12 protein-coding genes are annotated in these 14,059 nt (G+C 40.3%); 7 read left to right on the forward strand and 5 right to left on the reverse strand.

Translation table 11 applies throughout. The features are described from left to right. From I6852_RS04465 to acnB, 5 genes are all read right to left on the reverse strand, one after another. The coding region (locus I6852_RS04465; protein WP_414735871.1) for an outer membrane family protein at positions 1 to 203 on the reverse strand (203 nt) is incomplete at its 3' end. Between the two features lie 32 nt (positions 204 to 235). After that, positions 236 to 1,603, reverse strand: coding sequence for an outer membrane beta-barrel protein HofE (gene hofE, locus I6852_RS04470; RefSeq protein WP_197291282.1), 1,368 nt, complete (start codon positions 1,601 to 1,603; stop codon positions 236 to 238). Between the two features lie 92 nt (positions 1,604 to 1,695). Then, on the reverse strand, positions 1,696 to 2,985 hold the full coding sequence (locus I6852_RS04475; protein WP_197291281.1) for an IS701 family transposase: 1,290 nt from the start codon (positions 2,983 to 2,985) through the stop codon (positions 1,696 to 1,698). A 270-nt stretch (positions 2,986 to 3,255) separates the two neighbouring features. Beyond that, positions 3,256 to 3,522: a hypothetical protein gene (locus I6852_RS04480; RefSeq protein ID WP_156548915.1), complete on the reverse strand. Its 267-nt coding sequence runs from the start codon at positions 3,520 to 3,522 to the stop codon at positions 3,256 to 3,258. Between the two features lie 80 nt (positions 3,523 to 3,602). Then, a complete protein-coding gene (gene acnB, locus I6852_RS04485) occupies positions 3,603 to 6,161 on the reverse strand; it encodes a bifunctional aconitate hydratase 2/2-methylisocitrate dehydratase (protein ID WP_197291280.1) in 2,559 nt (852 codons plus the stop codon). 129 nt (positions 6,162 to 6,290) lie between these two features. Here acnB and I6852_RS04490 point away from each other — a divergent pair, with 129 nt between their 5' ends. The 7 genes from I6852_RS04490 (at position 6,291) to I6852_RS04520 (ending at position 14,043) form a co-directional block, all read left to right on the forward strand. Next, positions 6,291 to 6,974, forward strand: coding sequence for an MqnA/MqnD/SBP family protein (locus tag I6852_RS04490; RefSeq protein WP_001210683.1), 684 nt, complete (start codon positions 6,291 to 6,293; stop codon positions 6,972 to 6,974). A gap of 103 nt (positions 6,975 to 7,077) precedes the next feature. After that, positions 7,078 to 7,800 (forward strand): UMP kinase, encoded by a 723-nt coding sequence (gene pyrH, locus I6852_RS04495; RefSeq protein ID WP_001148049.1) that lies wholly within the window; start codon positions 7,078 to 7,080, stop codon positions 7,798 to 7,800. A 41-nt stretch (positions 7,801 to 7,841) separates the two neighbouring features. Then, a complete protein-coding gene (locus I6852_RS04500) occupies positions 7,842 to 8,066 on the forward strand; it encodes a DNA-directed RNA polymerase subunit omega (RefSeq protein ID WP_000712202.1) in 225 nt (74 codons plus the stop codon). Next, positions 8,053 to 10,380: a RelA/SpoT family protein gene (locus I6852_RS04505; protein WP_197291279.1), complete on the forward strand. Its 2,328-nt coding sequence runs from the start codon at positions 8,053 to 8,055 to the stop codon at positions 10,378 to 10,380. The genes I6852_RS04500 and I6852_RS04505 overlap by 14 nt, the downstream gene beginning before the upstream one ends. 23 nt (positions 10,381 to 10,403) lie before the next feature. Then, positions 10,404 to 11,612, forward strand: coding sequence for a tyrosine--tRNA ligase (tyrS, locus tag I6852_RS04510; protein WP_197291278.1), 1,209 nt, complete (start codon positions 10,404 to 10,406; stop codon positions 11,610 to 11,612). Between the two features lie 10 nt (positions 11,613 to 11,622). After that, on the forward strand, positions 11,623 to 12,714 hold the full coding sequence (gene fabX, locus I6852_RS04515; protein WP_197291277.1) for a decanoate oxidase/trans-2-decenoyl-[acyl-carrier protein] isomerase FabX: 1,092 nt from the start codon (positions 11,623 to 11,625) through the stop codon (positions 12,712 to 12,714). 6 nt (positions 12,715 to 12,720) lie between these two features. After that, positions 12,721 to 14,043, forward strand: a complete 1,323-nt coding sequence (locus I6852_RS04520; protein ID WP_197291276.1) for an N-acetylmuramoyl-L-alanine amidase family protein — start codon at positions 12,721 to 12,723, stop codon at positions 14,041 to 14,043. Positions 14,044 to 14,059: the final 16 nt, after the last annotated feature.

The raw sequence follows: 14,059 nt of genomic DNA on the forward strand, positions 1-14,059 counted from the left end.
ATAAGGTTGCTCCTGTCTTGTGTGTTCGCTTTAAAGGCTTTATCAAAAGGGCTAGTGAGATCATTAACCTTATAGCCGTTGTGCATGCTCACCGCATAGTATTGTAAATTCACATCAACGCTAGCAAAAGAACCCCATTTATAGCCCAAGTGCAAGTTAATGGATCTTTCGCTCGCTCTGGTGGCGTAAGTTCCAAAAACAATGGCTCAATTCTACCAAGCCTAACTAATAGGGTTTAAAAAAAGAATTTCACGCTAACTATAAGGTTGCTCCTGTCTTGTGTGTTCGCTTTAAAGGCTTTATCAAAAGGGCTAGTGAGATCATTAACCTTATAGCCAGTGTGCATGCTCACCGCATAGTATTGTAAATTCACATCAACGCTAGCAAAAGAACCCCATTTATAGCCCAAGTTCAAGTTAATGGATCTCTCGCTCGCTCTGGTGGCGTAAGTGTATCTGCCTAAAATACCCCATAAAAACCCTCTATACACCCCCCCACCAAAGACATATCCGCTAACAGAGTCTGCGGTAACAGCGTTACTAAAAACCAAACCATAAATGCTGTTACTTCTTATGTCAAAAGGGATCGGGTTACCATACCAGCCAATCCTTGCGTTAGCGTTGCCAAAATTTTGGTAATAACCAAAGCCAAAGTTAAACTCGTTGTAGTCAAAGCGTTGGTGGATTAAAAGCGATGAACCCCACTCGCCAATCTTAGAGTTACGCCAATACACATCGTATAAATCTTTAGCATAAACGGGGAAAATCACATTGATAAGGGTTTGAGATCGCAACCCTAAACCCCTAAATTTCGGGTTGCTATCAATATGGATTTTAATCCCGGGTGCTTCGTAAGTCTTAGGTGAAAAATAAAAAAAGGGCGTGGCTTTAACATGTTTGCTAGAAAAATAGAGTTGCACCGCATGGATGCCATCATCAACATCTTTTCTGCCGTCTTCAGTAACAATAGGGGCATACCAATCTCGTATCCATTGCCCCGCAGCTAAAGCCCTCCCAAAAGAGCTGAACCATTTTAACGCTACTTTAGAATGGATTTGATAATCCACTTCAAAGCCTTGCGTATAACCGCTCATAAAATCCATGTTAGAAAGGTAACGCCCCAGTTTGATGTGGAATTTATCGCCGTAAGAATAAAACAAATAGGAATTATACAGCACATAATTACGGGTGTGAGCGTCAGATTCTATACGGGAGTCTTTCCAAGGAGCGTTGCCTAAATACCCCCACCAACGCCCTATGAAGTAAAAAAGTTCTGAGCCATAGACTTGGTGCGTGGCTTGGTCTATGAGCGTTTTGGTGGAATCATAAGCGAGCGCTCCTAAAATCCCGCCAACGCCTATTTTTAAGCTGTGTTTTTCTATGTTTTTAGGGAGCAGATTGGAATCCACTTGAAGCTTGATCGTGGCGGTTACAAAAGTGGCTGTAGGGAAAATCCCTTCTTTGGAATTGAGTTTGGAATGGTTAAACCCCACTTTAGAAAAAGATTCCGCTACCCCGCTAAACTTATAATCAAAAGCCAATAAAGGGCTTTGATTGTAAAGAATGGAAACAAACAATAGAGATAATTTTTGAAATTTTAACACAGAATAACCCTTGTTTAATTTTCGCTCGTATCATATTCCAATTTTATTAAAAACCCATTAAAAATAAAAGTATTCAAATAATTATCTCAATATTATTCTTTTTTTGTTCCGCTTTCATTTTTTATCGGCTCAAAAGAATACCCTAAAGCCTGATAAATTTGATTGTGGTAACGGACTTGATTGTCTTCTAAACTCTCTTGAAAAGACTTTTTAAAATGCGGATCCAGTGTGTTTAAAAACACCTCTAGCCCGATTGTGCTGGAATAATTCACCCAATCATGCCTTAAATCGCTCTCCAATAAGGAGGCGTATTCTATAAGCGTTTCATCGCTGTTTTGCAAGGCATTGACAATGAATAAATTCTTTCTGTCTTTAGGCTGGGTGAGTAAGAGTAGAGAGGGGTTGAAATTGATTTGTGTGGAAAGGATTTTAAAGGGCTTGTATTCTAAAAGCCCTATTTGAGAAAGGATCAGGCCGCTTTTAGTGGTGGGGGTGTTTAAAATCAAGATAGAATTTTTAAAAAACGCATCGTTTTTTCTAAAATTTTTAGAAAAGCTCGTGGCTTGCTTGTAAGAGATATTTTCTTGGTGTTTGACTTCAATGTTTAAAGACTCCGTGATTTGCCTCAAGCGTTCGCCTATTAAGCCATCGTCATCGTATTCAATCACGGGCGAATTAGGGTTAATGAAAGTTGTGAGCATGCCTAATTGCTCTTTATAGTCAATCCCCCCAAAATACAAGCGCTCGCTTAAAGAAGGCTCGGTATGATTTGCTAATTGCGTTTTATTCACCGTAGGCACATAAGTAGGGGTGCTGATGGTGGTGTTTTGGAGCAAATTTTCCACGCCCTCTTTAGTCAATAAGGCTATCACAAAAGGGAATTTTTCTTTTTCAATTTCTTTATAGGTTTGCTCTAATTTTTCAGGGCTTTCTTCATCGCTGTCAAAGACTTGGATATTGAAATCGTTGTTTCTGGTGTTCAAATACGCTAAAAGGGTGTTCATCACCGAAATCGCATAACGCCCCACGACCTTTTTAGGCAATAAAACCGCTAATTCAATCTTAGGCTCATAGCTTTCTTTAGCTGGGTTTTGAGAAGCGATGAATGCGGGGTTGAGTTTGTTTAAGATGTCCTTGTAATAAGTTTTAAGGCTCTCATCTTGGTTGTTGTCATCGTATTGAGAAACAAAAGAAAAGATTTGATTTTGCAGCATCAAGTCTTTCAAGCATTCCAAAGAGCAAGGCTCTGTCTTAATGATTTGTTGGTACGCTGGAGGCAAAGGGGAAAACAGATAGCTTTTAGCACTCAAACTTATCGTGCAAAAAGTGGAAACAATCAGCGCAAGGCGTTTGAAAAATCTTTTTCTTAAGGCGTATGGCATTTTTTAATATCTTTAAACTGAATTTCCTAAAATTTTATTATTATAGAATAATTAACCCTAACAAGGGGACTGATTTTACCCCTACAAAACTTGAGAGAACTTTTTTCAAGGCGTGTGGGATTAAACGCACTTTTAAACACTCAAACTCTATAAAATCCCCATTATAAGGGCACAAAGCGAGAACCAAACCCCCACCAACTTTAATTTTCAACCATTAAAGGATTGCATCAAAGGAACAAATGGCGCATGCTCTCATGCTTTGATGATCCCCTAGCGCCAATTATAGATATAAGGCCTTAAGCTAATGCAATAATCCCTAGTGCTTAATATATCCTTACGCATATCCCCTAATTGCCCAGACAACACTTCTTGCACCTTTCTTAATTGGTTAATCTCAGTGTTTTGCGCGCTGATGACTTTTTTTAAATCCCTTATTTCTTTAATCAAATCCGCATTACTGATCGTTTTATTGGCTTGCACTGGATCCGCGCTTAAAAAAGCCAACGCTGCACACCAACTCACAACGATTTTTTTCATCGCCACTCTCCTTTTTTATCCTCTTCCAACACTCAGCCATAGCCAAATAAAAGGGATCACCCCTTTTAATGGAAACAAAACTAGAGCCTGAAATTCTCCATTAAGTTAAAGTTCATGTAGCGATAGATCTTGTCTTTTTGGCTCTCTAGCTTTTCACTCACTAAATTCATGTATTCTTCTTTAGTGGGGATTCTCCCTAGTAAAGCACACGCCGCCCCAAGCTCCGCACTGCCTAAATACACTTTAGCCCCTCTACCCATACGATTATCAAAATTCCGTGTGGAAGTGGAAAAGACAACCGCATTATCTCTAACCCTCGCTTGATTGCCCATGCACAAGCTACAGCCTGGAACTTCAGTCCTTGCCCCGGCAGCCCCAAAAATCGCATAATAGCCCTCATTAATAAGCTCTTGTTCGTCCATTTTACTGGGTGGCACTACCCAAAGGCGTGCTTGACTGGGAGGAGCGTTTTTAACGATTTCACCAAAGGCTCTAAAATGCCCGATATTCGTCATGCAAGATCCAATAAACACTTCATCAATAGCGTGGGGTCTTTTGCCGGTCGTATCCGCTAAAACTTCGCTCAAAGTAGCGACATCATCAGGGTCATTAGGGCAAGCCAAAATAGGCTCCGTGATTTCTGCCACATCAATTTCAATGACAGCGGCGTATTGGGCGTTACTATCTGGCTCTAACAGAACCGGATTATCCACCCAAGCTTGCATCGCATCTCTGCGTTTTTTCAAAGTCTCTTTATCTTCATAACCGCTCGCAATCATCTCATCAATGAGCTTGATATTGGATTTCAAGTATTCAATCATCGGTTCTTTATTCAAACGCACCACGCAAGCTGCTGCGCTCCTTTCTGCGCTCGCATCGCTTAATTCAAAAGCCTGCTCCATTTTAATATCAGGCAAGCCTTCAATCTCTAAAATACGCCCGTTAAAGACATTGATTTTACCCTTTTTCTCCACCGTGAGTAACCCTTTTTTAATCGCATAATAAGGGATCGCATTCACTAAATCCCTTAAGGTGATCCCAGGATTCATTTCCCCTTTAAAACGCACTAACACGGATTCTGGCATGTTCAATGGCATCGTGCCTGTAACCGCTGCAAAAGCGACTAGCCCGCTCCCTGCTGGGAAACTGATGCCTAAAGGGAAACGGGTGTGGCTATCCCCCCCTGTGCCTAAAGTGTCAGGCAATCCCATGCGATTCAGCCATGTATGGATCACGCCATCGCCCGGATGCAACGCCACACCGCCTCTTTGAGTGATGAAGCTAGGCAAGGTTGCATGCAAACTCACATCGCTAGGTTTTGGGTAAGCGGCGGTATGGCAAAAACTCTGCAACACAAAAGGCGCATCAAATTTCAAACTCGCTAATTCTTTAACCTCATCTCTAGTCATCGCCCCTGTGGTGTCTTGACTGCCTACAGTGGTAACCTTTGGCTCACAATAAGCGCCAGGTAAGATCCCTTTTACCCCACAAGCATGGCCTACAATTTTTTGGGCTAAAGTGTAGCCTTTAGCGTCGCTTTTAGGAGCGGATGGCTTTTTAAACGCTTCCGATTCGCCTAGCCCCAAGAATTTACGCGCTTTATTGGTCAAACCCCTACCGATGATTAAAGGGATACGCCCAGAAGCCCTAACTTCATCTAATAAGGTTTCAGGCTCTAGCTTAAAGGTGCTAACTACCTTATCGTTTAGCGTGATTTCGCCTTTATAAGGATAGATTTTAATCAAATCGCCCTCTTTTAGATCCTTAACATCAGCCACAATGGGTAACGCCCCGCTATCTTCACAAGTCGCAAAGAAAATCGGAGCGATCACCCCCCCAATCACAATGCCTCCACTCCTTTTATTAGGCACAAAAGGAATGTTCTTACCAAAATGCCACATGATAGAGTTTGTTGCGCTTTTTCTAGAGCTTCCTGTGCCAACCACATCACCCACATACGCCACAGGAACGCCTTTAGCTTTAATGGCTTTGATGCGTTGTTCGTAATTTTCAATCCGGTTTTTTAGCATGGCTTTGGCGTGTAAAGGAATATCGCTTCGTGTGAAAGCGTCGCTCGCCGGGCTTAAATCATCGGTATTGGTTTCGCCATCAATCTTAAACACGCACGCTTCAATGCATTCACTCAAAGGCTCTTTATTCAAAAACCATTCGGCGTTCGCCCAAGACTCTAACACTTCTTTAGCCAGAGCGTTAGTTTTACTCATTGCAGCGATTTTATCAAACGATCCATAGACTAAAAGGGTGGTTTTTAGAGCTTTCGCACTCTCTTTAGCGATGTTTTTATCTTGACTTTCTAATCCCATAATCAAAGGCTCTACATTATACCCCCCAAGCATCGTGCCTAAAAGAGTGGTCGCTTCTAAAGCGCTAATGTGCGTGCATTCTAGTTTTTTTTGAGACAATTGGGCTAAAAATTCCGCTTTGACTTTCGCCCCCTCATCAACCCCAGGGCTTACCCTATGAATGAGTAACTCTTTAGCGAAAGCGGCGTTTGTGGGATCTTTTGTTAAAATCTCAACGACGGCTTGAACTTGTTTAGCGTTTAAAGGGAGTGGCGGAATATTCTCACTTTCTCGTTCTAAAACGCTTTTTTTATAATCTTCTAAAAAATCTTTCATCATTTCTCCTTTTTAATAGCATTATTGGCTAATGCCATAATCATTTGCCCCATGATAACAAAACTCTTTTTACTTTTAGTTAAGTTGTAAGAAACTTTAGCTACCATGCGATGCAAAAAAGGATTTTAAGTGCGTTTTGGTAAAATTGATTATTTGAACATGCTCCCTTTTGATGTGTTTATCAAATCCTACCCCACCCCTTGTTATTTCAAACAATTCTTACGGCTTAAAAAAACCTACCCCTCCAAACTCAATGAGAGTTTTTTATTCAGGCGCATTGATGCGGGGTTTATTTCTTCTATCGCCGGCCATTCATTCGCTCTTTATCCTTATTCTCTAGGCATTGTCGCTTATAAGGAAGTTTTAAGCGTGCTGGTTGTGGATACAAAAAACGCTTTTGATAAAGAAAGCGCCTCTTCAAACGCCCTCTCTCAAGCGCTAGGATTAAAGGGCGAAGTGTTAATCGGCAATAAAGCGCTGCAATTTTACTATTCCAACCCTAAAAAAGATTTTATAGATTTAGCCGCTCTTTGGTATGAAAAAAAACGCTTGCCGTTTGTTTTTGGGCGTTTGTGTTATTACCAAAACAAGGATTTTTACAAGCGCTTGTCTTTAGCTTTCAAACATCAAAAAACAAAAATCCCTTACTACATCCTTAAAGAAGCCGCTTTAAAAACCAACTTGAAACGCCAAGATATTCTGCATTACTTGCAAAAAATTTACTACACTTTAGGCAAAAAAGAACAATCAGGCCTTAAAGCGTTCTATCGTGAATTGTTATTCAAACGCATTCAAAAACCCAAGCGTTTTTAGTTATTCGCCAAGAACAGAGGCTTAAAAATTGGGTGTTTTTAAGCGAGATTAGGTTACAATCATAAGTTTTATTAAAGTTTTATTAATTAATTAAGAAGGGATCATGCAAGCAAAAATAAAAAACAAACGGGTTTTGGTGAAATTTTCTGGGGAAGCGTTAGCTGGGGACAACCAGTTTGGGATTGACATTCATGTGTTAGATCACATCGCTAAAGAGATCAAAAGTTTAGTGGAAAACGCTATTGAAGTGGGTATTGTGATTGGTGGAGGCAATATCATTAGGGGGGTTAGCGCGGCTCAAGGGGGGATTATCAGGCGCACCAGTGGGGATTATATGGGCATGTTAGCCACCGTGATTAATGCGGTGGCCATGCAAGAAGCTTTAGAGCATATCGGCTTAGACACAAGAGTGCAGAGCGCGATTGAAATTAAAGAAATTTGTGAAAGTTACATTTACAGAAAAGCGATCAGGCATTTAGAAAAGGGTAGGGTGGTGATTTTTGGCGCTGGCACGGGGAACCCGTTTTTCACTACGGATACGGCGGCCACTTTAAGAGCGATTGAAATTGGATCGGATCTAATCATTAAAGCGACTAAAGTGGATGGCATTTATGACAAAGATCCTAACAAGTTTAAAGACGCTAAAAAATTAGACACTTTAAGTTATAACGATGCCTTGATAGGGGATATTGAAGTGATGGACGATACCGCTATTTCTTTAGCTAAAGACAATAAGCTCCCCATTGTGGTGTGTAACATGTTCAAAAAAGGGAATTTGTTGCAAGTGATTAAGCACCAACAAGGCGTGTTTTCTATGGTAAAATAAGCCCTTTAAAATTGGATAGAGCTCAAAATAAAAGGATCAGTTTGAAAAAAGAGAGAACAGAGAGTTTAGTCGCTCAAGCCTTAAAAAATATTGGGAACGACCGCTACATGCTAGATAATTTAGTTTTCGCTCGGGTGAAGCAATTAAACGCCGGAGCCAAAACTTTAGTGAATATGGACCCTAAGCGTCATAAATTAGTGGATATTGCCATTAGAGAAATCGCTGAAGGGAAAATTGATATAGACAGGATAGATGAACGAAATTGATAAATCCGTTGATATCGGATTCTTACGGATTCTTGATGTTATTAAAAAAGTTACGACCCCAAAGGGTGGCATTGAAATTTTAAGGACTTTAATTGATTCCACGCCCAAAATTGAAAACGCCCTAAATTTAGCGGCCAAAAGCCACAAGGGGCAATACAGAAAAAGCGGCGAGCCTTATATTGTCCATCCTATTTGTGTGGCAAGCTTGGTAGCGTTTTGTGGGGGCGATGAGGCGATGGTGTGTGCTGCACTTTTGCATGATGTGGTAGAAGACACGCCCTGTAAAATTGAAACGATTGAGCAAGGATTTGGGCAAGATGTGGCTAATTTAGTGGATGCACTCACTAAAATCACTGAAATCAGGAAAGAAGAGTTAGGAGTGAGCTCTCAAGATCCCAGAATGGTGGTTTCAGCGCTCACTTTCAGAAAGATTTTAATTAGCGCGATACAAGATCCAAGAGCCTTAGTGGTAAAGATTAGCGATAGGTTGCACAACATGCTCACCTTAGACGCCTTGCCTCATGACAAGCAAGTGCGTATTTCTAAAGAAACTCTAGCGGTGTATGCCCCGATAGCGAGCCGATTGGGCATGTCTTCAATCAAAAATGAATTAGAAGACAAGAGCTTTTATTATATTTATCCAGAAGAGTATAAAAATATCAAGGAATATTTGCACAAAAACAAGCAGTCTTTACTCTTAAAACTCAACGCTTTTGCGAGCAAGTTAGAAAAAAAACTTTTTGACAGCGGGTTTAGTCATTCAGATTTCAAACTCGTTACAAGGGTGAAGCGCCCTTATTCTATTTATCTTAAGATGCAACGAAAAGGTGCGGTCAATATTGATGAAATTTTAGACTTGTTAGCCATTAGGATTTTATTGAAAAACCCGATTGATTGCTATAAGGTTTTAGGGATTATCCATTTGAATTTCAAACCCATTGTCTCTCGTTTTAAAGATTACATCGCTTTGCCCAAAGAAAATGGCTATAAGACGATACACACGACCATTTTTGATGAATCTTCTGTTTATGAAGTGCAGATCCGCACCTTTGATATGCATATGGGGGCGGAGTATGGTAATTCAGCCCACTGGAAGTATAAAGCTGGGGGTGTGGACAATGAAGATCATCATGAGGGCATGCGGTGGTTGCAAAATTTTAAATACCATGACAGCGATCTAAAAAACGACCCTAAGGAATTTTACGAACTCGCTAAGAACGATTTGTATCGTGAAGATATTGTCGTTTTTTCGCCTCATGGGGACACTTACACCTTACCGGTGGGAGCGATCGCTTTAGATTTCGCTTACATGGTGCATAGCGATTTGGGCGATAAAGCCACGGACGCTTATATCAATAGTAAAAAAGCCTTACTCAATCAAGAATTAAGAAGCGGAGATGTGGTTAAAATCATTAAAGGCGATAAAGTAATACCTCGTTTCATTTGGATGGATCAGCTTAAAACTTCTAAGGCTAAAAACCATTTGCGCATCCAAAGAAGAAACCGCTTGAAAGAAATTGACACTAAGAGCATGATCAATATCTTAGCGACTTTTTTTGGGCGATCTGTTTTTGAAGACGTGGATTTGAAAGATTATAAAAACTTTGAAGAAAAATTAACAGATTGTGGGGTGGAGACCACCTTAACAGAAGCGATGAAAAGCTTTGAAAATTTGGCCAAACTCACTGAAGAAATTGAAAATAAGGTGTTTTCTTTAAAGGAAGACGCGATTTTAGAATACCAAGAGATGAGTTTATGGACTCGAGGTTTGAGGTATTTGGGTTTTAAAACCAATGTTTTGAATTTTTTAACCCCAAACCGGCAGTGGCAGTGTAAGGAATTAGAACATTTTAGCGTTTGTTCAAGCAACGCTTTAGAAATCAAACAGGTGTTGTTGAATGATTGTTGTTACCCTAAATATGGCGATGAAATCATTGCGATTGTAACGGATTTGAAAGATCCAAAAGCGGTTGCGCACCATAAATTTTGCAAAAAAGCGATAGCGGAAGTGGATGCTAAAGCGCCTATGGTTTATATAGAATGGCACAAGCGGGATCGAACGATTTATAAAATGATGTTTTATTTAGGCGAAAAAAAGTCGGTTTTAGCGGGTTTGTTAACTTTTTTAAACAGGAATGAATGCAATATTGTGGGCGTGTCTTACTTAGGCTATAAAGACAAGTATTCTAGCCATTGTGAAGTGAGTTTTGAAATAGCTACGGATAAGGCAGATTGGATCAGGGCCTTAATCAATCGCAAATATCAAGATAGGATTGTAGAATTATCCAGTCTGGATGATGCTTATGAATTATAATAAGCCCTAATTAAGGAATGAACATGGAACAAAAAATCGCTATCGCCTTAAAAGAGATCGCTAGAGGCGCTAATGAAATCATTGGATTAGAATATATTGAAAAGCTGGTGAGAAAATATTACGAAACCAATGAACGCTTTATCGTTAAAGCCGGGTTTGATCCTACCGCTCCAGATTTGCATTTAGGGCATACGGTATTGATCCAAAAATTGGCTTTATTGCAGCAATATGGGGCTAGGGTTAAGTTTTTGATTGGGGATTTTACCGCTATGATAGGCGATCCTACAGGGAAAAATGAAACCAGAAAACCCTTAAACCGGGAGCAAGTCTTAGAAAACGCTAAAACTTATGAAGAGCAGATCTATAAAATTTTAGATGAAAAACACACCGAAGTGTGCTTTAATTCCACTTGGTTGGATGCTTTAGGTGCAAAGGGCATGATAGAATTGTGTGCAAAGTTTTCAGTCGCTAGAATGCTAGAAAGAGATGATTTTACCAAACGTTATAAAGAAAACCGCCCCATTAGCATCGTGGAATTTTTATACCCTTTATTGCAAGGCTATGATTCAGTGGCGATGGATGCGGATATTGAGCTTGGGGGCAATGATCAAAAGTTTAATTTGCTGGTAGGGCGCTTTTTGCAACGGGCTTATGGCTTGAATAAAGAGCAGTCTATCATTACCATGCCTTTATTAGAGGGGCTTGATGGGGTGCAAAAAATGAGTAAAAGCTTGGGGAATTATGTGGGGATCACTGAAGAGCCTAATGCGATGTTTGGGAAGATCATGAGCGTGAGCGATGATCTCATGTGGCGATACTACACCCTTTTGAGCGCTAAGACTTTAGAAGAAATTGAAGACTTAAAACATGGTATTTTAAATCAAACCTTGCACCCTAAAGCCGTTAAAGAAGATCTCGCTGGTGAAATCGTGGCTCGTTATTACGATAATGATCAAGCCATCAAGGCTAAAGAGCAATTTTCTAAAGTGTTTAGCGCAAACCTTTTGCCTGAAATTTTATTAGAGAGCGATTTTGATGAGGGGGTGGGGATTTTAGATGTTTTAAAACAGATTGGCTTTTGCCCATCCACTTCACAAGCCAGGCGTGATATTCAAGGGGGAGGGGTAAAGATTAATCAAGAAGTGGTAAAAAATGAGAGTTATCGTTTTGTTAAAGGAAATTATGTTATACAGCTTGGTAAGAAAAGATTTATGAAATTAAATATTAATTAAGGAAAGAGCTATGGTATCAACACTCAAACCGCTAAAAATCGGTAAGCACACCATAAAATTCCCTATCTTTCAAGGGGGAATGGGTGTGGGGATTAGCTGGGATGAACTAGCTGGAAATGTTGCCAAAGAAGGGGCTTTAGGAGTGATTTCAGCCGTAGGGACTGGTTATTATAAAAACATGCGTTTTGTAGAAAGGATTGTGGCTAAAAAACCCTTTGAAGTCTTGAATTTTTACTCCAAAAAAGCGTTGAATGAGATTTTTGCAAACGCTAGGAAGATTTGTGGGAACAAGCCTTTAGGAGCGAATATTTTATACGCTTGCAATGACTACGGCCGTATTTTAAGGGATGCTTGTGAAGCGGGAGCGAATATCATTATTACAGGGGCTGGTTTGCCCACTAACATGCCTGAATTCGCTAAGGGTTTTAGCGATGTGGCGCTCATCCCTATTATTTCTTCAGCGAAGGCTTTAAAAATCCTTTGTAAAAGGTGGAGCGATCGGTATAAAAGAATCCCAGATGCGTTTATTGTGGAAGGGCCTTTGAGTGGGGGGCATCAGGGCTTTAAATACGAAGATTGTTTCAAAGAAGAATTCCGATTAGAAAACTTAGTGCCTAAAGTCGTGGAAGCTTCTAAAGAATGGGGGAATATCCCTATCATCGCCGCTGGGGGGATTTGGGACAGGAAAGATATAGACACCATGTTAAGTCTTGGAGCGAGTGGGGTGCAGATGGCGACTCGTTTTTTAGGCACGAAAGAATGCGACGCTAAAGCGTATGCCGATCTTTTGCCCACGCTCAAAAAAGAAGATATTTTACTCATTAAATCGCCTGTAGGCTATCCGGCTAGGGCTATTAACACTGGGGTGATCAAACGCATTGAAGAGGGTAACGCGCCCAAAATCGCATGCGTGAGCAATTGTGTAGCGCCTTGTAACAGGGGTGAAGAGGCTAAAAAGGTGGGCTATTGTATCGCTGATGGTTTGGGGCGCAGTTATTTAGGGAACAGAGAAGAGGGGCTTTATTTTACCGGGGCTAATGGCTATAGAGTGGATAAGATTATCAGCGTGCATGAATTGATTAAAGAGCTTACAGAGGGTTAATTTGTAGTGCTTGTGAGGTTAGGGGTTGTTGCATGTCTTTTGTGGTTGCATTTTGCTTGTGCTACAACCCTTAAAATTACCAACATTGTGCCTTTTGGCTCTAGCAGTGTTAAAATCTTGTTCAATCAAGAGGTTAAAAAATTCAAAGAAGTTTCGCTCAAAAATTTCAAGAGTTATTTGGAATTAGAAGCCGTTTTAACCATTCCTAAAAAGCATTACCAATTTTCCAAGCAATCTTTTATCACGATCGCGCAATTCAGCCCTAAATTAGCGCGAGTGGTTATCGGCTACGCTCCTAAGATGACTTATGAGATTAAAATCCTTAAAAACAAGCTCTATATTTCTATCGTGGAGAAAAAGCCCTTAACAAGGCATCAAATGGTGCCAAAACACCAGGCGCCAAAACCACCCAAACACCGGACGCTAAAACACCAAGCGCCAAAACCTGCCCCTAAATCTATTAAAAAAGAGGCTAAAGAGATTAAAGAGAAAACACCAACTAAGCATGCGTATTCAAAACATGTGCATTCTCAATGGAACGAAAGGAGCGCTAAAAAAGAAATCCCTAAAAAAGAAGCAGAAAATGAGAGTAAGAACCAAGTCTTTATAGCAGAAAAAAATGAAACTCTCATCAAAACCAAGCGCAAAAAACACAAAAAGATCGTTTTAGACGCCGGGCATGGGGGGAAAGATTGTGGGGCGATGAGCGCGAATTTGGTGTGTGAAAAAGACATTGTTTTAGAAGTGGTGAAGTTTTTACATAAAGAGCTTAAAAAAAGAGGCTATAGCGTTTTATTGACAAGGGATAAGGATATTTATATTGATTTAGTGGCTCGCACGGAATTAGCCAATAAAAAAAGCGCGGATTTATTCATCTCAGTGCATGCCAATTCCATTCCCAAGCATTCCACTTCTAACGCTCATGGCATAGAGACTTATTTTTTATCCACCGCAAGGAGTGAAAGGGCTAGGAAAGTGGCTGAGCAAGAAAATAAAGACGATGTGAATTTAATGGATTATTTTTCTAAAAGTTTGTTTTTAAATTCATTGAACACGCAGCGATTGATCGTCTCCAACAAACTAGCGATTGATGTGCAATACGGCATGCTCCAAAGTGTCCGCAAAAATTACCCTGATGTGGTGGATGGGGGTGTTAGGGAGGGGCCTTTTTGGGTGTTGGCCGGGGCTTTAATGCCTTCAATTTTAATAGAAATTGGTTATAATTCCCATGCGATAGAATCTAAACGCATCCAAAGCAAACCGTATCAAAAGATCTTGGCTAAGGGCATTGCTGATGGCATTGATAGTTTCTTCAGCAAGAATGATTAGGCAATGATTAGGTTGT

The sequence above is a fragment of the Helicobacter pylori genome (assembly GCF_015904775.1).
Lineage (GTDB): Bacteria > Campylobacterota > Campylobacteria > Campylobacterales > Helicobacteraceae > Helicobacter > Helicobacter pylori_DM.

Bases quoted from the DNA above. Each gene is read 5' to 3' on its own strand.
- I6852_RS04475 (WP_197291281.1), bottom strand. From the start codon at position 2,985: ATGCCATACGCCTTAAGAAAAAGATTTTTCAAACGCCTTGCGCTGATT.
- tyrS (WP_197291278.1), top strand. From the start codon at position 10,404: ATGGAACAAAAAATCGCTATCGCCTTAAAAGAGATCGCTAGAGGCGCT.
- I6852_RS04480 (WP_156548915.1), bottom strand. From the start codon at position 3,522: ATGAAAAAAATCGTTGTGAGTTGGTGTGCAGCGTTGGCTTTTTTAAGC.
- I6852_RS04505 (WP_197291279.1), top strand. From the start codon at position 8,053: ATGAACGAAATTGATAAATCCGTTGATATCGGATTCTTACGGATTCTT.
- pyrH (WP_001148049.1), top strand. From the start codon at position 7,078: ATGCAAGCAAAAATAAAAAACAAACGGGTTTTGGTGAAATTTTCTGGG.
- fabX (WP_197291277.1), top strand. From the start codon at position 11,623: ATGGTATCAACACTCAAACCGCTAAAAATCGGTAAGCACACCATAAAA.
- acnB (WP_197291280.1), bottom strand. From the start codon at position 6,161: ATGAAAGATTTTTTAGAAGATTATAAAAAAAGCGTTTTAGAACGAGAA.